The 23,288-nt window shown below is 54.6% G+C and carries 17 protein-coding genes; all 17 read left to right on the plus strand.

The genetic code is table 11. The annotated features are described in order from the left end of the window. Positions 1-123: 123 nt before the first annotated feature. The 17 genes from V9K92_RS01610 (at position 124) to V9K92_RS01690 (ending at position 23,279) form a co-directional block, all read left to right on the plus strand. Positions 124-918 carry a DeoR/GlpR family DNA-binding transcription regulator gene (locus tag V9K92_RS01610; protein WP_337353024.1) on the plus strand — a complete coding sequence of 265 codons (795 nt, stop codon included), beginning with the start codon at positions 124-126 and terminating at the stop codon, positions 916-918. Then, positions 915-1,877: an N-acetylglucosamine kinase gene (locus V9K92_RS01615; protein WP_337353025.1), complete on the plus strand. Its 963-nt coding sequence runs from the start codon at positions 915-917 to the stop codon at positions 1,875-1,877. The genes V9K92_RS01610 and V9K92_RS01615 overlap by 4 nt, the downstream gene beginning before the upstream one ends. Positions 1,878-1,904: 27 nt before the next feature. Next, positions 1,905-3,161 (plus strand): ABC transporter substrate-binding protein, encoded by a 1,257-nt coding sequence (locus V9K92_RS01620; RefSeq protein ID WP_337353026.1) that lies wholly within the window; start codon positions 1,905-1,907, stop codon positions 3,159-3,161. Then, on the plus strand, positions 3,158-4,075 hold the full coding sequence (locus V9K92_RS01625; protein WP_337353027.1) for a carbohydrate ABC transporter permease: 918 nt from the start codon (positions 3,158-3,160) through the stop codon (positions 4,073-4,075). Before V9K92_RS01620 ends, V9K92_RS01625 begins: the two co-directional genes overlap by 4 nt. Positions 4,076-4,098: 23 nt before the next feature. After that, on the plus strand, positions 4,099-4,932 hold the full coding sequence (locus V9K92_RS01630; RefSeq protein ID WP_443094435.1) for a carbohydrate ABC transporter permease: 834 nt from the start codon (positions 4,099-4,101) through the stop codon (positions 4,930-4,932). Positions 4,933-4,943: 11 nt separating this feature from the next. Then, on the plus strand, positions 4,944-5,897 hold the full coding sequence (locus tag V9K92_RS01635) for an SIS domain-containing protein (protein ID WP_337353029.1): 954 nt from the start codon (positions 4,944-4,946) through the stop codon (positions 5,895-5,897). Beyond that, positions 5,894-7,192 carry a D-tagatose-bisphosphate aldolase, class II, non-catalytic subunit gene (locus tag V9K92_RS01640; RefSeq protein ID WP_337353030.1) on the plus strand — a complete coding sequence of 433 codons (1,299 nt, stop codon included), beginning with the start codon at positions 5,894-5,896 and terminating at the stop codon, positions 7,190-7,192. The genes V9K92_RS01635 and V9K92_RS01640 overlap by 4 nt, the downstream gene beginning before the upstream one ends. A gap of 56 nt (positions 7,193-7,248) precedes the next feature. Beyond that, positions 7,249-8,319: an ABC transporter ATP-binding protein gene (locus V9K92_RS01645; RefSeq protein ID WP_337353031.1), complete on the plus strand. Its 1,071-nt coding sequence runs from the start codon at positions 7,249-7,251 to the stop codon at positions 8,317-8,319. A gap of 175 nt (positions 8,320-8,494) precedes the next feature. Continuing rightward, entirely contained in the window at positions 8,495-9,379 is an 885-nt protein-coding gene (locus tag V9K92_RS01650) for a substrate-binding domain-containing protein (RefSeq protein WP_443094436.1), read from the plus strand. Positions 9,380-9,490: 111 nt separating this feature from the next. Further along, entirely contained in the window at positions 9,491-11,008 is a 1,518-nt protein-coding gene (locus tag V9K92_RS01655; RefSeq protein ID WP_337353033.1) for a sugar ABC transporter ATP-binding protein, read from the plus strand. Beyond that, entirely contained in the window at positions 11,005-11,967 is a 963-nt protein-coding gene (locus tag V9K92_RS01660) for an ABC transporter permease (RefSeq protein WP_337353034.1), read from the plus strand. Before V9K92_RS01655 ends, V9K92_RS01660 begins: the two co-directional genes overlap by 4 nt. Positions 11,968-11,988: 21 nt before the next feature. Continuing rightward, positions 11,989-12,933 carry a tagatose kinase gene (locus V9K92_RS01665; protein WP_337353035.1) on the plus strand — a complete coding sequence of 315 codons (945 nt, stop codon included), beginning with the start codon at positions 11,989-11,991 and terminating at the stop codon, positions 12,931-12,933. A 1-nt stretch (position 12,934) separates the two neighbouring features. After that, entirely contained in the window at positions 12,935-14,215 is a 1,281-nt protein-coding gene (locus V9K92_RS01670; RefSeq protein WP_337353036.1) for a D-tagatose-bisphosphate aldolase, class II, non-catalytic subunit, read from the plus strand. 103 nt (positions 14,216-14,318) lie between these two features. Then, complete coding sequence (locus V9K92_RS01675) at positions 14,319-15,335, plus strand: LacI family DNA-binding transcriptional regulator (protein WP_337353037.1); 1,017 nt, start codon at positions 14,319-14,321, stop codon at positions 15,333-15,335. Between the two features lie 518 nt (positions 15,336-15,853). After that, positions 15,854-16,894 carry a helix-turn-helix domain-containing protein gene (locus tag V9K92_RS01680; RefSeq protein ID WP_337353038.1) on the plus strand — a complete coding sequence of 347 codons (1,041 nt, stop codon included), beginning with the start codon at positions 15,854-15,856 and terminating at the stop codon, positions 16,892-16,894. Positions 16,895-17,096: 202 nt separating this feature from the next. Then, complete coding sequence (locus tag V9K92_RS01685; RefSeq protein WP_443094421.1) at positions 17,097-17,714, plus strand: outer membrane protein; 618 nt, start codon at positions 17,097-17,099, stop codon at positions 17,712-17,714. A 21-nt stretch (positions 17,715-17,735) separates the two neighbouring features. Beyond that, entirely contained in the window at positions 17,736-23,279 is a 5,544-nt protein-coding gene (locus V9K92_RS01690) for an autotransporter domain-containing protein (protein ID WP_337353039.1), read from the plus strand. Positions 23,280-23,288 lie beyond the last annotated feature (9 nt).

The following is a 23,288-nucleotide window of genomic DNA, read 5'->3' on the forward strand; positions in this document are numbered from 1 at the left end:
ATGTGACGGCGTGTTTTTATTTCGTCCATACAAAAAGATCATAAAACTTCAAAAATATGATTGACTATGATTTTTTACGATGCATACATGATTTATATTGGATATAAATCATGGGAGTTGCGGTTGTCTCAGGCAGTAGGAGTAAAAGTCGATCGTCTTGACGCTATCCGCAGCCACCTTTACGCGAATGGCTTTTCCACGATTCAGGCACTTGCCGATGCTCTCGGTGCATCTCTTGCCACCGTACGCAGAGATTTGCAGATTCTTGAGCAAGAAGGCGCAATTGACCGGGTGCATGGTGGCGCACGTATCGCCGATGGTTCGTCGGTGGAAGTTGCGTTTCAGGAGCGCGAAAAGCGCCATCTGTCGGCTAAGCGAGCTATTGCTACTGCTGCCTATGATCTGCTCCATCCCCGCAGCGCAATCTTTCTCGATGCAGGAACTACCGTTCTGCAGCTTGCGCGCCTTATTCGTATTAATCCGATACCACTCAGAATCTTCACCAATGGTTTGACCGTGGCACAAGAGTTCCTGAATATTCCGAACTTGGAAGTGGTGTTGCTTGGTGGACAGCTTCGGAGCGAAAACGCTTCCATAGTTGGACCGCAAGCTGAAGCGATGCTCGAAACAATATGGTTTGACCAGCTCTTTCTCGGCGTGAGCGCTGTTAGCCCGGACGGCACAATTTACAGTGTCGACAGCGCGGAGGCGAGCCTTAACCGGCGCATGCTCACTCGATCCGCCAATCGCTTCGTTCTCGCCGATTCTTCAAAATTCGGAACTACGGCGACCTACAAGGTGGCCCCCTTGAATACTGCAAAAGTCATCACTGATTCCGGGCTCTCGGACCAGTGGCGCGGAGAACTTGCCGGCCTTGGTGTTGATTTCTCAACCGCCGATCTGGGGACAAAAGAGTGAGTGAAGAACTTATCCTTGGCATCGATGGTGGTGGGAGCAAGGTTCTAATTGCCCTTGCCAATAAGAGTGGCCGGATAGTCCGGAGCTCCCGTGGTCGTGGGATTAACCCCATGGACAATCCGGATTGGCATCGGGAACTGGAACAGCAGCTGCTGCCTTTTCGCAATCAAACGGGATTGATGGCGATAGCTGCCGCTCTACCCGCATATGGCGAGGTTGCACATTTCTCGCAGTTGCAGCGCAGTGCCATAGAGAGTGTATTTCCAAACGTTCGTCAGCAAGTCCTCAATGACGTCGACGCTGCGCATCTTGGCGCGTTCGCCGGAGCACCGGGGATACTCATTCTTTCTGGCACCGGCTCAATGGCATGGGCGCGTGATGATAAAGGTCAGTCCGCACGCACTGGTGGCTGGGGGCATATGATTGGCGACGAAGGCAGTAGCCATTGGATCGGTCAAGGGGCGTTAAATCTAGTCAGCCAAAGTCTGGACGGGCGCACCTCCGCGACGACGCTGGCTAAGGCGCTACTTGTTCATCTTGGCATTGACACCGCCGATCCCATGAATGGCCTCGGAGGCTGGGTCAGTTGCCTCTCGAACCCACGGGCCGATATAGCAGCGATTTCGACTCTGGTGGATCAGGTTGCACAAGGCGGCGATGAGGGCGCGATCAGACTAATAGAACAGGCCGCAGATGAACTGGCAAAGCATCATCGCGCGATTGCTAGCCATTGTAGTGCCGCTCGCTGGACCTACGCGGGCGGCACTTTTTCGAGCCGGTTACTGTTGGAAGCACTCGAGCGGCGAATTGGTACACCCCCGACAATACCCAAGCTTCCTCCGATTGGTGGTGCTCTGCTTGTCGCCGCCAAACTTCTTAATTGGCCTCTTGACGAGGGCTGGTTCGGACAAATTGCTGCCACGGCTGAAAACGCTGCTGCGCACCTGGATAATAACTGAGCATCAAAAACAACAAAGGATGGGAACATGCATAAGTTTATCTTGCCATTACTTACTTCAGTAGCCTTGGCGATTGCCATACCCGCTGCTGCCCAAGACGCCAAGCCGCTTGCGGGTCAGTCGATTACGGTTTTGATGCCGTCGCCACAAGGGCCCAATATCGCCGCCGATTTCGAAGCGGAGACCGGTATTCACGTCGATCTGCAAACGCTCTCCTGGGATGATATACGCCCAAAACTGGTGACGGCCCTTGTCGCCGGGACTGCTCCGGCTGACGTTACCGAGTTTGACTGGTCATGGACCGGCCAATTCAGCGCCGCAGGTTGGTTTTTGCCACTGAACGACGTCATTGACGCAGACACCATGAAGGATATCGGTGTCACGAAGATCTTCACTGTTGATGGAAAGTTGCTTGGTGTCCCTTACACCAATGACTTCCGGGTCATGCTGGTCAACAAGAAGCATTTCGCTGATGCGGGTGTTACGGAAACGCCAAAGAAACTGGAGGATCTCGTCGCTGCAGCGAAGAAGATCAAGGAGAAAGGGATTGCCAAATATCCAATCGGCTTACCGCTTTCGGCAACGGAAGGTGCATCGACAAGCTGGTATCTATTGACCAAGGCATTTGGCGGCGAACTATTCGATAAAGACTTCAATCCGCTTTTCACATCACCCGATTCTGCTGGCTATAAGGCTTTGGCCTTCGAGTTGATGCTGCTCAGGGAAGGGCTTGTCGATCCTGCTTCTACTGGCCTGAAGGACAGCCAGATCAATGAGAGCATGTTCTCTCAGGGCATCACCAGTATTATGATTTCCGGTGAACCTGGCCGCCTCGGTCAGATGAATGACCCCAAGCAGTCGAAAGTCGCCGGGCTCGTTGAAGCCATTCTCGTTCCAACAGCAAGTGGGGAAACGCGCAGCTTTGGGCTCCCTGAAGCCTTGGCAGTTCCAAATGTTTCGCAAAACAAGGAAGCTGCAATCGCCTTCGTCAAGTGGTTTACAAGCAAGGAATTCCAGAAGAAGAATGCGGTGAACGGTTTCCTGCCGACGCGTACGTCGGCTTTATCTGAACTCAACGAGTCCGGAAAACTGAATAGCGGCGATGCACTCGTGGCCCAGTCAAAAACCGTTGAGCCACTGTTTCCGCAAGGCACGCCACCTTGGTATCCGCAGTTTTCCAGTGGCGTTAACACGGCGATAAACAGTGCCGCCAAAGGGGAGATGACTGTTGACCAAGCCATGCAAGCAATCGCTGATGCAGCCAAGCAGGCGATGTCGCAATGACCGCATTTGCGACCAATGGTTCTGCGAGAAAACGTGGAGTCGGCTTCAATGCCGACACTACGCTCGGCTTGCTGCTGGTATCGCCGATTGTGATAACCATGGCCGCGCTGGTCTTCTATCCAATGGGAAGAACGGTTTGGGATAGCCTTCACAGGGTCAACCCAATGCAGGCCGGCGCACCATTCGTCGGGCTGGAGAATTACAGCCGCATGCTGTCCGATGGCCAACTCGGAATGACGTGGACCAACACGCTGATGTATGTCGTGTTGGCGGTCGTTGCCGAAACTGTGTTTGGCGTACTTGCAGCAGCGTTGATCAATCAGATCAAGGTAGGCCGGCAATGGGTGCTTGCTGCTGTTATTTTACCGTGGGCGCTGCCCGGCGTTGTGAATTCGGTTATCTGGCTTTGGATTTATCAACCCGGTGCAGGTCTCCTGAATGGAATCCTCATGGCAATCGGACTTCCCTTTGAGAACCACGTCTGGTTCAACGACCGGACAAGCGCCATCATAGCCGTTACTGTCGTTCATGTCTGGCGCATGATGCCTTTGACGATCGTCATTGTTCTGGCGGCAATGCAAAGCATACCCGCGCATCTTTATGAAGCCGCACGAATTGATGGCGCCACACGTGTCCAGATGTTCGGACTGGTCACTCTACCGCTCGTTCGCAGTGCAATCGCTGTCGCCATGACGAACGCTACCGTCAACGCCTTCAACCTCTTTGATGAAGCTTGGGTACTTGCGGGTGCGAGTCTAGAAACACGACCGGTCCTCGTTCAGATTTACCTCGAGACGTTCCAGAACCTTCGCTTCTCATATGGCATGGCCCTCTCGGTGGTAATCACACTCGTGTCTCTGCTCATTTCGCTTGTCTATGTCCTTCGCGTTTATCGCAACACACGGTTCGACTGATGAAACCCACCATTCCCTATAGAATTATGATTTGGACCGGCGTTGGTGTCCTTTTGATCTGGTCATTGGGGCCGATCTACTGGACAATTGCCAGTTCGGTAACGCCGACGGAAGATTTCTCGGTCCGGCCGATCCACTTCTTTCCGAAGCATTTCACACTGGATCACTACTCACGGCTGCTCGGCATTAATATCGCGCGGATTGGTGGTGTGGAGGTTTTCAAGCAGTTTCGGGCAGCACTGCTGAACAGTGTCGTGACGTCACTTGCCGCCACATTTCTTTGCGTCGCTGTGTCGGCTCTTGGCGCGTACGCCTTTACCAGACTCCAGTTTCCGGGCCGCAAAGCACTTTTCATTGCTGTTGTCGCGACATTGGCCATACCTGCTTACGCCGTCCTAATTCCGCTTTACCAGATCATGATCAAGCTGCACCTCGTCGATACATATGTAGGCGTCGCGTTGATTTATGTCTCGGCATTCCTTCCTCTGTCACTATGGCTGCTCAGAAGCGTTTTCGAAGCTCTACCAATTGCATTGGAAGAAGCAGCGCAACTCGACGGAGCGGGCCGCCTCTACATTTTCTTCAATATCGTGCTTCCGCTGGCAGGACCCGGCCTGACCGCCGCAGCGATCCTGACATTTCTTGGCGCATGGGGACAATATCTTGTGCCGCTCATTTTCTCACCACAAGCGACAAAGCCCCTCACGGTTCTGATCCCGGAGTTCGTTACCAAGAATTTCATCGACTACGGCCTCATCACAGCAAGCGGCTCGATCGCGATCGTCATTCCGGCACTCGTCGTCATTTTCCTCAATCGTTATCTCGTCAGCGGTCTGCTGGCTGGTTCTGTCAAGTAATCGGAGACCACATGAACACGACCGAAAAGGTTATTTTTGAACAATTCCCGTACTGGGAACGAGCATTCGGCTCGAATTCAGCAACCGATAAAGCAGAGCTATTGGTTTTTGTAGGATGCGGTACATCCTTCAATCTCGCACTCTCCTTGGCGGCTTATTCCAATATGGCCGGACACAAGGCGATTGCCGTCCCGGGTGCCGAATGGCAAAATCGGCCACATGCTTTTTGGCCGGACTGGCCCAATACGCATGTCGTCGCGCTCTCCCGTAGCGGTGAGACAACCGAAACAGTAGCAGCGGCTAAAGCAAGTCGTGCGTCTGGCGCATTCGTGACCGCCATAACCGTAGAGCCCGAAAGTTCGCTGGCAAAAAACTGTGATCAATTGATCTCGGCTGAGACCCACCCGGACGAAGGAATCGTGATGACGGTTTCGGCAAGTCTGATGGTACTCCTCGGCTTGCAGATGATCGGACAGGAGATACCCTCTTCGACTGTAGATCATGCTGGTCGGCTTGTGGGCGCTCTCGATGCGATACTTCCTGAAGTCATTGCGGGCCGTTCCCATTTTGTATTTCTTGGCGGGGGTCCCCTGTTCGGCGTTGCTTTGGAAGGCGCACTCAAGCTCATGGAAATGAGCCAGATCATGACACAGGCTTTCCACCCCCTTGAATATCGCCACGGCCCTATAAGCTTGGTCGATATCAATACGGCTGTGGTGATGCTTTATAGCTCCGATCAGAAGGATGCGGAGGCGAAGCTGGTGGATGAGTTGAGAGAGAAAGGGGCAATAGTCATCGGCTTCGGCGGGCCGGGAGATGTTGAACTCCCCATTGATGTCGATCTCTCTCTTGCCGGTCTCGTTGTTCTTCCGGCATTGCAGATACTTGGTGAACGCGCTGCACAAGCCCGGCAGATTGATACCGTTTCACCGCGTCACCTTACCAAGGTTGTGAAACTCGCATGACATCAATTGATGAGAACCGCGAGACCGCACTTCGAAAACTTTTCGGTGCAAGAAATTTGCTCTTACCCCGTGGCATCACGTCCGTTTGCTCGGCTCATCCGTTGGTTATTGAAGCCACGTTGAAGCGCGCTGTTGTAGAAGAGCGGGCGGTACTCATCGAAGCTACCTGTAATCAGGTCAATCAGGAGGGTGGCTACACAGGGATGACACCAGTCCAATTCCGGCGGTTCATCCACAGCATCGCAGCCAAGACCGGCTTTCCGGTAGAGAACATCATTCTCGGAGGAGACCATCTCGGTCCTAATCCATGGAAAAAGCTTCCGGCTGAAGAAGCGATGATACGTGCAGAGGCCATGGTCGCGGCCTACGTTGAGGCGGGGTTCGAGAAAATTCATTTGGACACCTCGATGGGTTGTGCAGGAGAGCCACTGGCGCTGACGGACGAATTAACCGCCTCCCGCGCCGCCCGCCTTACTAAAACTGCTGAAGAAGCAGCGCATCGTTCTGGCTTGCGGCCCCCGGTCTACGTCATTGGAACGGAGGTTCCGCCGCCGGGCGGCGCGACCCATGCGCTGGAAGAACTCGAACTTACAACGGCCGCCGCCGCCCTGAAAACATTGGCGGTTCATCAGGCATCATTTGCCAAGGCGGGTGTGGGTTCCGCAATGGAACGAGTTATAGGCATCGTGGTTCAGCCCGGCGTGGAATTCGGCAATGCCAATGTTGCTTTGTACAGGCCTGATCGGGCCAAGGATCTCATCGCCGCGTTGGGCGAAATGCCGGGTACGCTTTTTGAAGCGCATTCAACGGACTATCAACCAACTGAAGCGCTATCCGCCCTTATTGATGGTGGCTTTGCTATCCTGAAGGTTGGTCCAGGCCTGACCTTTGCGATGCGTGAAGCCCTATATGGCCTCGATAAAATCGCTGATGTGATGTCCGGTGAACCGCGGTATGCCGGACTTGCCGTCACGATGGAAAAAGTCATGATTGAGCACCCGGAAAACTGGGCGGGCCACTACAGCGGCAGTGCTGAGGAAGAACGGCTGCAAAGGCATTTCAGTTACAGCGATCGCATTCGCTACTACTGGCCCGACGCCCGGGCATCCGCTGAAGTTGATAAATTGTTCGACCGGTTACAGCGTGATATTCCGGAAACTCTGATCAGCCAATATCTGAGCCGGGTGTATCCCGCGGTCGTATCGAAGCGAATTGCTCCCAGAGCACGAGAACTCTGTCTCGCTGCAATTGATACGGCATTGGCTCCTTACTCAATTGCCACAGCAAAAAAATAAGATCAGCGGTCGTCCAAGACGGCCGAGGCATATAAAACTTAGAGCCGGAGAAAATTATGGCGTCAGTTAGTGTAGAAAATGCCCGCAAAAGCTATGGTCACTTCGAAGTTCTGCACGGCGTTGATATCGATATTAAGGACGGGGAGTTTGTAATCCTTGTCGGTCCGTCCGGTTGCGGTAAATCAACCTTGTTGCGCATGATCGCCGGGCTGGAAGAAATTTCCGATGGCAAAATTTCGATTGGTAGCAAAGTCGTAAACGATGTCGCACCCAAAGAGCGCGATATCGCGATGGTCTTTCAGTCCTACGCACTTTACCCGCATTTGACGGTAGAGGCGAATATGGGTTTTTCGCTGAAATTGGCGAAAGCACCGAAAGAGCAGACGAAACAGCGGGTTCGCGATGCTGCCCAGATACTTGGCCTTGAGCATCTTCTCGACCGTTATCCCCGAAACCTATCGGGAGGGCAGCGCCAACGTGTGGCGATGGGCCGTGCAATTGTCAGAAACCCGCAGGTTTTTTTGTTTGACGAGCCTCTGTCAAACCTTGATGCAAAGCTGCGCGTTCAGATGCGCTCGGAAATTAAACAATTGCACCAGCGACTCAAGACGACCACGGTTTACGTCACCCATGATCAAATAGAGGCTATGACGATGGCCGATCGAATCGTCGTTATGAAAGACGGATACGTGGAACAGATAGGCTCGCCGCTTGAACTATATGATCGCCCAGCGAACCTGTTCGTAGCCGGATTCATTGGTTCTCCCGGAATGAATCTCATTCAAGGCAAGGTCAGTACAACCACACCGCTTGTATTCATCGCCGATGGCGGAGGCGAATTGCCATTGCCAGATGGCGCATCCTTGAAACCGGGGACCGAGATTGTCTACGGCATTCGGCCGGAGCACATTACGATCGGGCAGGGGCCAATCACTGCTGAAATCTTCCTCATAGAGCCTACCGGCGCCGAAACTCAAGTGACGACTATGCTTGGATCACATCAACTTGTGGCAACCGTAAGGGAACGATTGGATGTGCGCGCTGGCGACAATCTTATCATGACCCCTGACTTGACTAGGTTGCATATTTTTGATGCGAAGACGGAACAGCGCCTGCCCACAGACTAGATTGCTTCCGAACGAGAGAGACCATCCGAGAAACCTCAAAAGTTCGCGCATACATATTTTAAAGTTGACGTGCGAAAAGTTTAATGGTGAATAGGCGTCGTCGATTGGCTGAGGAGGCGGCCAGCTCTGACGGTTCGCAAACGTGCCTCAAATTTTCCGGGAGGATATCTTGTCTATTCGTCAACTCACAAAATCGCTTTTGATTTCTGCCACATTCACTCTGGCCGCAGCTACTGCATATGCAGACGGTATCGGCGCATCGCTTCTGACCCAGCAACACCCCTTCTATAATGAGCTGGCCAAGGCCATGACGGCTGAAGCTAAAGCAAAGAGCGTTTCGCTGGAAATTTCGATCGCCAATCAGGATCTCAACAAGCAGTTGGCCGACATCGAGGACTTCATCGTCAAGGGCGTTGATGTTATTGTTATGTCACCTGTCGACAGCAAGGGGGCACGCGCGGCTGTCATGCGTGCACAGGCCGCTGGTATCAAGGTCATTACTGTTGATGTGCCTGTCGAAGGGGCTACTGTCGCGTCCTACATCGGTACAGACAATTATGCTGGTGGTGTTAAGGCCGGTGAACTGATGGCCGAACAGCTTGGCAACAAGGGTAATGTTGCGATCATCGATTATCCGCTGGTTCAGTCCGTCGTCAACCGCGTCAACGGCTTCAAGGAAGCCATCGCCAAGTACCCAGACATGAAAATCGTTTCGATCCAGACAGGCATTACCCGCGCTGAAGCACTTGCCGTCGCGCAAAATATGCTCCAGGCCAATCCAGACATCACTGGTATCTTTGGATTTGGCGATGATGCAGCTCTTGCTGCGGCCGTTGCGGTGAAGTCTGCTGGCCTAAGCGGAAAGGTCAAGATCATCGGATTCGATGGCATGCCGGAAGCGCTTGCGGCTGTGGACAATGATCCGGACATGGTTGGCGTTATTCAGCAGTTTCCGGATCAAATGGGTAAGCTGGCTGTGGACAGCGCAGTCAAGATTGCTGCAGGCGAGACAGTCCCAACGGAACAGCCGATCCTTCCTGGCGTCTACACCAAGAAGTAAATCCGTCGTTTGAAAACGCCTCCCAAGGCGCCTTGCCTTAAGGCAAGGATTGGCCAGTCCCGGCGGTTTCGCTTATGCGGGCCGCCGGAAATGCAGGTGAAAGGTGATGTCATGGATAGTTCCGGCATTGACGCCATTCTGGAAATCAAGGATGTCACGAAGGTTTTTGGCACGGTAACAGCATTGAATAATATGCAGCTGACAGTCCGTGCAGGCCGCGTTCACACTATTCTCGGTGAAAATGGCGCTGGAAAATCAACGTTGATGAAGATTTTGGCCGGTGTGTATCAACCGACGTCGGGAAATATCCGGCTGAATGGTAAGCCTTACGCGCCCGCTAATCCGCAAGATGCTGCAAAAGCCGGTCTTACAATTGTGTTTCAGGAGCTTAGTCTCTGCAACAACCTGACGGTCGCTGAAAACATTTTGGCTACACGGGAACCATCGAAGGTTGGCTTCATCAACGACAAGGCGCTGGCCCGCAAAGCGGCCGCCATTGTTGCCGACCTGAAGTTGCCGGTCTCGATCAATGACAAGGTTGGCGATCTTTCAATTGCACAACGGCAGCTCGTGGAAATTGCCAAGGGTCTCAGTGTGGATGCGAAGGTCGTGATCCTCGACGAGCCGACTTCATCACTCAGCGACAGTGAGGCTGAGATACTTATCGATATTATCGGACGGCTGAAGGCCAAGGGCGTGGCGGTTATCTATATTTCTCACCGCATGGAGGAGATCATGCGCCTGAGCGACGATATCACTGTCATGCGCGATGGCAGCTATATCACCACGCGTGAGAAGAAGGACGCAACAATCGAGGCATTGATCGCGATGATGGTTGGCCGCGATATGGACGAAATTTATCCTCCTCGCGATGTCCCAGCGCCTCCGTTGCACATGCCATCTGTTCTCGCAGTCAAGAAATTGTCACGCGAGGGGAAATTTGCGGATATTTCCTTTGAGATCAGAGCTGGTGAGATTGTTGGCTTTTTCGGTCTGATCGGATCAGGCCGTTCGGAAGTCATGAATACATTATTTGGTATCAAGCATATCTCCGATGGTTCGATTGCCATTGACGGCGCCGATGTTTCAATTGCTTCGCCGGTTGACGCCATTAACCTCGGTATCGGTTTCGTGACGGAAAACCGCAAGGAAGAAGGGCTGGTCCTCAGCCATAGCGTCGAATCCAATATTTCAATGGTGGCGCTGAAGCGCTATGCGGGACCGCTCGGCTTTCTCAAACGCCGAAGCGAGCGCAACGCCGCGATTGATGAGGTCAAGCGTCTGTCAATAAGGACGGCCTCTCTTGAAACCATCGCCGGGTCCTTGTCGGGCGGCAACCAGCAGAAAATCGTTTTGGCCAAGTGGTTGCTAACCAACCCGAAAATCCTGCTTCTCGATGAGCCGACACGCGGCGTCGATGTTGGGGCAAAATTTGAAATCTACAAGATAATCCGCCAGTTGGCGGCGCAGGGTACGGCGATTGTGCTCGTTTCCTCCGAACTTCCTGAGATCATGGGCATGAGCGACCGCGTAGTCGTCATGAGCGAGGGCCGGATGACGGCAACCATGTCACGCGACAAGATTTCTCCAGAGGCCATCATGAGCTTTGCGACAGGATTAGCAACATGAATGACAAGACCGCAGCCAATGCTGCCTTTATCAAGATAATGAAACAGTATGGCGGCATCTTCCTGTCGCTTATCATTCTGTGCGTTATCTTCTCCATCGTGAACCCGCGGTTCATGTCAGTCGCCAATTTCCTTAATGTGTTGCAGCAGGTGGCGGTCATCGCGATTGCCGCTTTCGGCATGACTTGGGTCATCCTGCTGGGTGAAATCGATTTGTCTATCGGTTCGATCATTGCGCTTGCTGGCATGGTTGCTGCGCAATGTTTTGCCTTCGGGCTGGGTTTCTTGCCAACTATCGTTTTGACACTGATCGCTGGCTCCATCCTCGGTCTTGCTAATGGTGTTTTGACGGCTAAATTTCTGTTGCCGTCCTTTATTGTCACCGTCGCTACAATGGGCATTTATCGCGGCCTCGTCAGCCTGCCGACTAACGGCGCACCCGCAATGATCACTGATCCGACCTGGACTGCCATCGGCACGCAGAGCTTTGTCGGCATTCCAATTGTCATCTGGTTTGTTGTCGTGCTTTTCCTCTTCAACCACATACTTCTCAGCAAGACGACTTTCGGACGCCGCGCCTATCTGACCGGTGGTAATCGTGAGGCTGCTCTTTACTCCGGCATTAAGGTCGATCGCCTGAAGATAATCATCTTCATGATTTCGGGTATCATGGCGGCGATCAGCGGCGTGCTCCTGTCGTCGCGTCTGTTTTCTGCGCAGACCAATGCGGGTATGAGCTACGAATTGGATGCTATCGCGGCAGCAGTTCTCGGCGGCACCAGTCTTGCCGGCGGCGTCGGCACGATGATCGGAACCCTTATTGGGGCCCTTATAATCGGTGTGCTGAACAACGGCATGAACATGCTGTCCGTGCCGTATTTTTACCAGCTTATTGTCAAGGGCCTCGTGATCCTCATTGCCGTCTGGCTGGACGTTCGCGCCAAGCGGGCCAAGCAGTAGTTCAAACCAGGCGGAATCCTTATGTCGAAAATTCTAACGATCGGCGAGATTCTCGTCGAAATTATAGCCACCGACCGCGGTGATGGCTTCCGTGAAGCTGTTCCGTTGATCGGTCCCTTTCCGTCCGGCGCTCCTGCGATCTTCATTGATCAGGTTGGGAAGCTGGGGCAGGAGTGCGCCATCATCTCGCGTGTCGGCGATGATGACTTCGGATGGGTCAACATAAACCGCTTGGCTGGCGATGGTGTCGACGTGTCCGGCATTGAGGTGGTCCCCCAAGGGACCACGGGCAGCGCCTTTGTGCGATATCGCGAAGATGGGAGCCGTGCGTTCGTATATAATATCCTCCACAGCGCTTGCGGAAACATTGAGCTTTCAACTGATATGCTCGGACTAATTGATAGCTGCACGCATGTGCATGTTATGGGCACCGCATTATATGCCCCAACTGTGGTCGCCAGCATTCTAACGGCAGTCGAGCGTATCAAGGGATCTGGCGGTACCGTCTCCTTCGACCCAAACCTGCGGCCAGAAATTCTTGATACACCTGGTATGCGCGAAGCTTTGCAGACCGTCCTCTCCAAGACCGATCTTTTCATGCCGAGCGGTGAAGAATTGTTCCTGTTTGCCGAGGCAAAAAATGAAGCGGATGCCATTGCCGAACTGCTTGATAAGGGCATCAAGGCGATTGTCGTCAAGCGCGGTGCCAAAGGCGCGAGCTATTTCGACGGTCAGACAACACTGAACCTCAAGGGCTTCAAGGTTGAGGAAATAGACCCGACAGGTGCCGGTGACTGTTTCGGCGCGACCTTTGTCACCTTTTGGCTGCAAGGGGCAAGCCCCGTAGACGCGCTTCGTTACGCGAACGCCTCGGGCGCTCGTGCCGTAACAAGGGCCGGACCAATGGAAGGTGCTTCCACCAAGTTCGAACTCGACACTCTAATCAAAATGCAAGGTAAAGCCTGACATGCAACAGAACCATCTTCAGGATATCGCCACGTGGAGTCAACGCTCCGGGTCCAAGGGTATTCCTTCAATCTGCTCGGCACATCCTGTTGTCATCAAGGCTTCCATGCTGCATGCCCTGAACAGGAATGAGTATCTTCTTGTCGAGGCTACCTGCAATCAGGTCAACCAGGACGGTGGCTATACGGGCATGACACCAGCGGATTTTCGCGGATTTGTCGAGAAAATCGCCGCGGAGACTGGCTTTCCGCTGGAAAAGCTGGTCCTGGGGGGGGATCATCTGGGGCCGAACCCTTGGAAGAGCCTCTCGGCCGAGGAAGCCATGGCAAAAGCCAAGATCATGATCAAAGCGTTTGCAGAGGCGGGTTTTACCAAGTTGCATCTGGATACCAGCATGGGCTGCGCCGGTGAGCCGGTCGCTCTTCCTGACACGTTGACAGCAGAGCGCGCGGCTGCCCTGGCTGCGGTTGCCGAAGCTACACTGGAAGGCTCTGCAGGTATCAAGCCAGTATATATAATTGGTACGGAAGTACCGATTCCAGGCGGTGCAATGGAAGAACTTGAGGTTCTCGATGTGACCAAGCCGGATGCAGCGCGCGAAACTATTGCTGTTCACCGGAAGGCTTTTGAAAAGGCTGGCGTATTGGCTGCTTTTCCCCGTGTCATTGGGGCGGTCGTGCAGCCGGGTGTCGAGTTCGGCAACGGGAATATTATTGCATACGAGCCGGACAAAGCTCGTGCCTTGAGTGCTTCGTTATCTCATATGCCCGGCATGGTATTCGAAGCTCACTCCACAGACTATCAAACACAGGATGCACTGCGCCAGTTGGTGCTTGATGGATTTGCGATCTTGAAGGTCGGCCCCGGCCTGACATTCACCCTGCGCGAAGCCTATTACGGACTCGACCAGATTGCGGAGTTTCTTTTTGCCGGGAGACGCAGAGAAATGCTCGTAACAACTGTCGAGAGAGTGTTGATACAGGATCCAAAGAATTGGGAAAAATACTATCATGGCTCGGTGGAACAGCAACACCTCCAGCGCCACTTCAGCTATAGCGACCGTATCCGCTATTATTGGAATCATCCCGAGATTGCTGCTGCTGTCCTGGAGCTCTTCGCTACGCTTGAAGGGGTCGACATACCTGAAACTTTGATCAGCCAGTATTTGCAGGGCATCTATCCTGCTGTCCGAGATGGACGCGTGAAGCCGGAGGCAAATGCTCTAGCTATTGCCGCGGTAGACCGAGTTCTGGACGATTACTTCACGGCATGCCGCGCCTGATCTGTCGTGTATGGGCTAAGCAAAGGCTTTAATCGACTGTTCGAATCGCTTAAATTGATTGAGAAAAGGGTAATGGGGATTGTCAGACAAACCGATTAAGACCATGGACGATTTTTCGGAATTTGTCGGGTTATCACGTCCGACGGTTTCGAAATACTTCAACGACCCGAATTCCGTTCGCCGTAAAACGCGTGATATTATTGAAGCGGCTTTGAAGCAGAGTGGCTTCAGGCCAAACCTGTTTGCCGTTAATCTCAATCGCCGCCGTAGCAATATCATCGGAATCATCATCCCGAATTCGACTGATCCGTTTTATATGGCACTCACTCGGCGGGTGGAATTGATTGCAAATTCTGCAGGCTTCCTTGCTTTCGTGTTGTCGTCTCACGGCAATGCGGAGATGGAGACGCGAGCCATTGAGACGCTGAAGTCGATGAATGTCGCCGGGGCCATAATCGCGCCCCTCGGTGTGCAGTCTCAGCAGGAGACGTTGCGGTTGCTGTCCACATCAATGCCGCTGGTTTTTGTAGACTCGCCGCTGGATGATTTCTCACCTTTTGTAGGCACGAACAATCGCCAAAGCTTCAAGTTGATGGTCGACTATCTGTGTCGTTCTGGAACGCCGCCATGCTATCTCGGCATGCCGCCAGTAAATACCAATGCCGCAACGAGAGAAACTGCTTATGTAGAAGCAATGTCGTTCCTTGGTATGGAGCCCATTGTGCTTGCGTTCAACAAGGCAGCGAGCTGGGATTTCGAAAAATTCGGCTATAATGAAACGACACGAATTATTCAAAATGGCGGCTTTCCCACGACGACCGTACTTTGTGCCAATGATCGTGTGGCTTTTGGTGCGATTTCGGCCGCGTATAATTTGGGAGTGAAGGTCGGTCGGACCGCCGATTGCAGCCTGCGGATTGCCGGCCACGATGATCATCCGCTTTCGCGTTATGCCTGCCCCCCAATTACAACAGTGGCGCAGAGCTACAACGAGATTGGACGCATCGCAATGGAACTTCTATTGCATAAGCTAGATGATGGTGTGACCGACAATGCCTCGGACAGCTTACCCGAGCGGGTTCTCCTTAACGCTGAAATCATCTTGCGACATTCAGCTTAACGTGAGCATTTGGCTTTCGATCTGATCATCTGCTCACTTTGCTCTATTCGAGACGACCTCTTGAACCGGCGAGATAGAACCGGTTTTTAATCGAGATTGCAGACATTTTGGCTGCAATTAAAAGTGTCGGAAAATCGCCTGTTATCGGCATTTTCAAAGGAAGGGTTTCTTGCCACAGGACAATTGTACAGACGAAGTGTCCAAATCACTAATCCCTTTGCGAAATACAGAGTCGCTGTGCGAATACTACATGTAGAGCCCGCCATTTAATAAGCCTAATCTGTTCCTTGGGTCGGGAATTGAGGTTCACAGGTTCGGGAACCATCATGGTGGTGATTTTAACCTTCTGACTGAGGCTTTCCGCAACTATCCGTTGGGAAGAACAACACACGGCCGCTGTGCGCTCACAAAATAATCCCAGCAAAGGAAGTAACTGCTCTTGCAATCAATATTAGCGTTCTCAAGAATGCTCATAAAGTTTTTAGGCTCGCGACCGAAATCTAGGTGGACACAGTGCAATGAACGAGGCAAATGGAAAGCTATTGCAGCCGGATCGAACAACGGTTCTTTTCGATACCGACACACGCACCCTTTCGCTGAAAAAAGCCTTGGAGTTTTGGGAAGAGTCGGCGGGCTCTCTTTACGATTTCCACATCGTCAGACCGGAATCATTTTATACTCATGGCCGCACGCTGTGTTTCGGGGAAGTACTTCTGAATTACTGCGTGAGTGTCGAGCAGAAGCTTAGCCGCTCAAGCTATCGTATCGGAATGGATGGCTTCGATCACTACGAGGTGCAGTTCTTTCTGGACGGGATTTGGCGTCGTGGCGACGGAAAACTCGAAGCACAGGCAGGTCCCGGCGATTTGATCGTCCATGATACGGCACAGGCTCATGCGGGTTCCGCATCGGATTTCACCAACATCACTCTGTTCGTCCCGCGATTCTTGCTCGCGCCGTTACTCAACCGGCCAGACGAACATAATATGCGTGTTATCAGTTCTCATAACCCGCTCATGGGTCTGTTGCGCAGTCATGTAAGCGGCCTTTTCCACGCTCTTCCCTCGCTTGATAGCGTGCAAGCCGCCTCAATGGTTTTACCCACAGTCGAGTTGATCGCCGCGACGCTCAATGGTACTCCGAGAGAGGATAACTCGCGCGGTGTTGCGGCAGCCCAGTTCAGTGAGATACGGCGCTACGTCGACGAGCATGTTCTGGATCGCAGCCTCGGCGCCGAGCAGCTTGCAGTTACGTTTGGTATTTCGCTCCGCAAGCTGGCCTATCTTTTTTCCCCGGAAGGCGGGGTCGCTTCCTATATCCAGAAACGGCGGCTTCATTTCGCGCGTCGTTGCCTACGGGATCAGCGGCAAGCCCACAAGTCTATCGCTGATATCGGTCTGGAACATGGCTTTATCTACGCGCCTAATTTTACACGTGCCTTTCAGCAAACGTACGGGATGACTCCGCGCGAAACGCGCGCCGTGGCTCGCAGGACCGGGTCCGCCGGGGAACGCGAATCACCAAGCTGGTTTTATCGAGCCTCTCGGTGGGGTCTGTAGTCGGCAATTGGTCAGTTGCGCGCTGAGATCATTTGAGCAAAGGACTTTTGCGCGCTCGGATAAATCCGAAATCTGCTCCCGCTAACCCATTAAATTCCAAGCGCTTCCATGATTTATTTCGCTCGGGCGGTTGGGGCTAACGATCTTCTGGCGTTGTCAGAGTTCAAGAGTGGCTGCTCAATGTTCATTGGAGTGTGGCACCTTGAAAAGAATTCTGTTTTGCTCGTTCATTCTGTTCGGCTCGTCCGGGGCAATGGCCGCCGATGTTTCCAACTCGCCGCCCCCGGTTTCAGAAGGGTCCTTTACCTGGTCCGGCGCCTATATCGGCGTTCAGGGCGGAGGTGGCTGGGCCAGTGGTGAGTTCTCCGGGTTTGGCATTAATGGATCCGAGGACGCCAATGGAGGCACTCTCGGCGGCTTCGCTGGTTATAATCATCAGTTCGATAATCATCTGGTGTTCGGCATCGAAGGCGACCTGGAATACAATTGGAATGAGCAGCAGGTTTTCGGCGCTGATTTCGGTACCGACTGGGCGGGTTCGGTGCGTGGCCGTATCGGTTATGCCTTCGATCAGGCGCTGGTCTATGCCGCGGCCGGATGGGCAACAACACGTGGTTATGTGGAGGTGCCGGGGCTTGGCAAGGACGAAAAGGCCTTCAACGGCTATACGGTCGGTGCAGGCCTCGACTATGTGTTTAGCAACCAGATCTTTGGCCGTGTTGATTACCGCTATAACGACTACGGAGACAAAGATCTCCAAGGCATCAACGTCGATGTCGACCAACATGCGGTCAAGATTGGCCTCGGCGTCAAATTCTAGTTTCCCACCGGCTAAGGCAAAATGATCAACCAAACATTCCAATGGACATCTGCCGGGCGGCGATATCGGTTCCTGCTGGCCACCACCGCTCTAATTTCCTGCCTTGTTGGGGTGGCGGCGACGGTTTCCGCACGGGCACAAAGCGTCACCACGTCGGGCGATGTAAATCCGTTGCCAGCGACATCACCAATCTGGAATGTCGGGGGCGTTCTCAATGTCGGCGATGCCGGCGCCGGAACGCTGACTGTGGATGGCGGGGGCATTGTCACCAGCACGTACGGCCAGATCGGCGTCCAGGCCGGTGGCGACGGCAAGGTAACCGTGAGCGGCTCTGGCTCGGGCTGGTTGAGCAACAGCAGCATATATGTAGGCTACTTCGGGACAGGCACACTTAGTATCGAGGATGGGGGCGTCGTCAGCAACGCTCAAAGCGGTTATATCGGGAATGATCCAGGATCCACTGGCGTTGTGACGGTGACCGGCGGCGGATCAAGCTGGGTCAATGATAATTATCTGTCTGTCGGATATATGGGAAATGGTGCGCTCACCATTGCTGATGGCGGCAGGGTCACAAACAATTTTAGCTACATAGGCGCGAACCTCGGCTCCATTGGAACGGTTTCCGTATCTGGTAGGGGTTCGAGCTGGGACAACAGCGCCGATCTGATTGTTGGCCAGCTTGGCGACGGCACGTTGGCCATTGAAAGCGGCGGCGTTGTCAACAACACGACGGGCCATATTGGTTTCAGCCCGAGCTCTATTGGCAAGGTAACGGTGACGGGCGACGGCTCGGTGTGGACGAACCATAATACTCTTGTTGTCGGCAATTACGGTACTGGCACACTGACCGTAACACAGGGCGGTACAGTCAGCAGTAAGGATGGCGGCATTGGCGTTCAGGCTGGCTCTACCGGCATGGCGACAGTGAGGAATGCCGGGTCGGCCTGGACCATGGTGGACGATCTCATAATTGGTATGGGCGGCAATGGCGTTCTGTCTGTAGAGGCCGGTGGTGCAGTCAATAACGGGTTCGGATACGTTGGTACAGGCAGTGGTGCCGAAGGTCACGTCACTGTAACTGGCGCTGGTTCGCAATGGACCAACGCCCATAGTCTTTTTGTCGGGGATGCCGGAGGCAGTGGCACGCTTCTGATCGAGGATGGCGGGACAGTCACCAATGGCTACGGGGTTATCGGCAGTGGCACCGGCACTGGTACCAATGGCGCGGTTGTTGTGACTGGCAAAAATTCCAGGTGGTCGAATATGGGCGACCTCAATCTTGGCAATTCAGGCACCGGTAAGCTGACTATCGAAGAGGGAGGTTCGGTGATTACCGGCAGGGTCGGTTATGTCGGCTACGGCGCCGACGCCTCTGGCGCTGTTACCATCTTGGGAGAAGGATCATCATGGGATTCTCTCGGACTTTCCGTGGGCGTTTTCGGTACCGGTGAACTTTCGATCAAGGAGGGCGGCAGGGTGTCCGGCTCCGGTGGGACCATCGGCGATTTTGCCGGTTCGAATGGCTCGGCCACGATCAGCGGTGCGGGGTCCTCCTGGATAAACACTTCCGACATCATTATTGGTAACAATGGCGCAGGCACATTGTCTGTCGAAGACGGCGGCCAGGTTTCGAATACATTCGGTTTCATAGGAAAAGAAGCTAGCTCAGCAAGCGAAGCGACCGTCACCGGCAATGATTCAACATGGACTAACAGCGACACACTTTATGTGGGCTTTTACGGAACAGCGACGCTGGCAATTGAGGATGGCGGCCATGTCTCCAACGCCACCGGTTTCATCGGTCGTGCAGATGGTGCTGAGGGCATAGCCACCGTTGTAGGTAGCGGCTCCACCTGGGACAACGAGATCCTCTATGTCGGTACAGACGGAAAGGGCTCGTTGACGGTAATGAACGGCGGTGCGGTATCGAATGAGGCTGCCGGCTTTGTAGGATATTCGTCTGGTGGACAGGGAGATGTCCTAATCACCGGCCGAGGTTCAAGTTGGACCAGCAAAGGCAATCTCAATATCGGACACGCTGGGACCGGCACCCTGACGATTGCCGACGGCGCCGCTGTTAAGGCGGGGAGCGGGGTAGGAAGCACTGATATTGGCAGCATCTCTGGTTCGACCGGTACGATCAATATCGGTGCGGCAGCAGGCGAGCGCGCTGCGGCAGCCGGCACGCTCGAATCTGCAGTGTTGCTGTTTGGCAGAGGCTCTGGCTCACTTGTGTTCAATCATACTGGGCTTCCAGACGGTTCCGCCCTGAATTTTACTCCTGAAATCGCGGGTCGAGGAACAATCCTTCACGAGAATGGCAGTACGGTCCTGAATGGCGACAATTCCCGCTTCACAGGTGAGACGGAGGTAACAGGGGGAGAGTTGATGATCGCAGACCGCCTCGGAGGCTCAGCTTCGGTCCACGGCGGCGGCTTGCGGGTGAATGGCCTCTTCGGCGGCAATGTTGACGCCTCTACCACCGGGCGGGTTATCGGGACCGGCACGATTGAGGGAAGCCTCTCGCTCTCCAATGGCGGTATTCTGTCGGGTCAGCAGGGACACTCACTCGCTGTGACCGGAAACCTGGGGCTCAATGCGGGCAGTACCCTTGATGTTGCTCTGGGAGGTGTTCGGGCGCAGGCACTCTTCGAGGTCGGTGGCAATCTCACACTCGACGGCACGCTTGAGATTACCGACCAGGGCGGATTCGGTGCCGGGGTCTACAGGCTGTTCGGCTACGCCGGAGGGTTAACGGACAATGGCCTTGCCATCGGTTCGATGCCGGCGGGCATCGTCGCGGAGGATCTGTCCATCCAGACCGCGGTCGATGGTCAGGTCAATCTGGTCTCTGCCGCAGGAGCAGAGCTCGGCTTCTGGGACGGCGGCAATGCTGCGTTACATGACAATAGTGCCGTGGATGGAGGCTCCGGCACCTGGACGGCGGACGGGCGTAACTGGTCCTCCGACAATGGTTCGGTCAACGGATCCTTCAAACCGAATCCGACCTTTGCGATCTTTCAGGGAAATCCTGGGGCAGTCACGGTAGACGATACCGCAGGCACGATCGGCGTCACTGGTATGCAATTTGCCACCGACGGATATCGCATCGCGGGCGATCCTGTCCAGCTGCTTGGCCTGAATGGCGAAACCATCATCAGGGTTGGCGATGGCGGAGCCTCAGACAGCGAAATGGCGGCCGGAATATCGGCAACATTGAGCGGCGCTTCCGGCGTGGTGAAGACGGGTGCCGGATCTTTGGTACTCACCGGCAACAACACCTACACCGGCGGTACCCGGATTGCGTCCGGAACATTATGGCTATCGTCGGATGCCAATCTCGGCGCGTCTTCGGGGGGATTGGTTTTCGACGGTGGAACGCTCGCCACAACGACTGGCTTCAGCTCCGGTCGTGCAGTCACCCTTGAAAACGCCGGACGATTCGATGTTTTCCGCGACCGCACGCTTAGCCTGTCAGGCGCGATTTCCGGACCGGGCGATATTGAAAAGCTTGGCCACGGCACCCTGACACTGTCGGGAAAAAACAACTACCTGGGTAACACACTCGTGCGGGCTGGAACTCTGGTGGCAGATACAAACGCAATTGGCGGTTCAATCGGCAATGCCGGCGCCTTTATATTCGATCAAGCCGGTGACGGAAGCTTTGCTGGCGATATTACCAGCCTGGACGGCACCCGCGGCCACATGATCAAGCGCGGCGCTGGCAAACTGATGCTTGCCGGCAGTTCAAGCCTTGACTGGACGGTCGGTGAAGGTGTCCTGGTTTCAGCCACCAATCGCTTCGCCGGCGACCTTGCGATCGGTGGGGACGGCGGCTTTTCGTTCGACCAAGCCTATGCCGGCAGTTATGCAGGTACAATCAGCGGCGCGGGTGCGTTCCTGCTGACCGGTGGCGGCACGGTCGCGCTCACAGGCGACAATTCCGGATTTGTAGGAACCACTGCGCTTTCCGATATGACCCTCGTGGTCAATAAGACACTTGGCGGATCCCTCTTCATCCTTGACGGCGGTCGCCTGGACGGGACCGGCACGGTTGGCGCAACGACGGTTGCTTCCGGCGGCACGCTCGCGCCAGGAAACTCGATCGGCACGCTAACTGTCGATGGCGATCTCAGCTTCGCGGCCGGATCGCGCTACGAGGCGGATGTAAATCCCCAAGGTACGAACAGCGATTTCTTGCATGTGACCGGCAATGCCACACTCAATGGCGGTGCTGTTGCCCATATCGGCGCGACCGGGGAATACGAACTGCGCTCAGCTTATACGATCATCTCGGCGGATGGCTCCCTGTCAGGAGCATTCGACGACGTGACGTCGGACTTTGCCTTTCTGACCCCGGTCCTGCTCTATGACTATGGTGCGGGCACCGTCGATCTGGAGCTTGTCCGTAATGATCGCGACTTCGCTTCCGTCGCCCTGACGTCGAACCAGATCGCCACTGCACAAGGGATCGAAAGCATCGGTCTTGATGTCGGCCATGCGGTTTATGATGCAATCGCTCAGCTCGCCAATGATGCCCACCTGGTCCGGGCCAGCTTCGATACGCTCTCGGGCGAGATCCACGGATCGGTCATGACAGCACTGATCGAGGACAGCCGGTTTATCCGCAGCGCCGCCAATGACCGGCTTCGTGCAGCTTTTGGTGGCACGGGCGCAGCTATCATGCCGGTTCTCGCTTATGGTCCGGGGGAGGTGCCCGTACAGGTCGCCCCCGATCATGCCGGACCGGTATTGTGGAGCCACGGCTTTGGCTCATGGGGCTCGACCGATAGCGATGGCAATGCAGCTTCGCTTGACCGCTCGACAGGCGGTTTGCTGGTTGGTGCGGACACATCCATCGGTGATTGGCGGATGGGCCTGCTGGCAGGCTACAGCCAGTCTATCTTTGACGCAAAGGACCGGGCGTCATCGGGCTCTAGCCCCAATTACCATCTTGGCCTGTATGGTGGAACCGGGTGGGGCGCGCTGGGCTTGCGCACTGGTGCTGCTTACACCTGGCACAATATCGATACCAGGCGCTCCGTCGCCATCGCGGGACTTACTGATGGCCTCTCATCCGATTACAGCGCCGGCACGTTCCAGGCGTTCGGGGAACTGGCCTATTGCCTGGAGCTTGATTTCGGGACGCGGCTGGAGCCGTTCGCCAATCTCGCCCATGTCAACCTGCACCGCGGCAGCTTTGCCGAACGGGGCGGGGCAGCGGCACTGAGCGGGGCGAGCGAGACCATCGGTATGACCTTCACAACACTTGGGCTGAGGGGCGAGCACAATCTCAAGCTCGGCACCATGGATACAACGCTGAAGGGCACACTCGGGTGGCGGCACGCCTCTGGCGACATCACTCCCGAAAGCACTCATGCTTTCTCGGCTGGCGACGTCTTTACCGTCGCCGGTGCGCCGGTCGCAAAAGATGCCGCCATTGTCGAAGTCGGCCTCGATCTTGACCTGACGACCGAGGCAGCCTTGGGTCTCTCCTACACTGGCCGGCTCGCCTCAGACGCCGCTGATCATGGGTTCAAGGGGACTCTGAGCGTGAGATTTTAGCATGAGCAG

The organism is Phyllobacterium sp. CCNWLW109 (assembly GCF_037203905.1).
In the GTDB taxonomy this organism is placed as follows: Bacteria; Pseudomonadota; Alphaproteobacteria; order Rhizobiales; family Rhizobiaceae; genus Phyllobacterium; species Phyllobacterium ifriqiyense.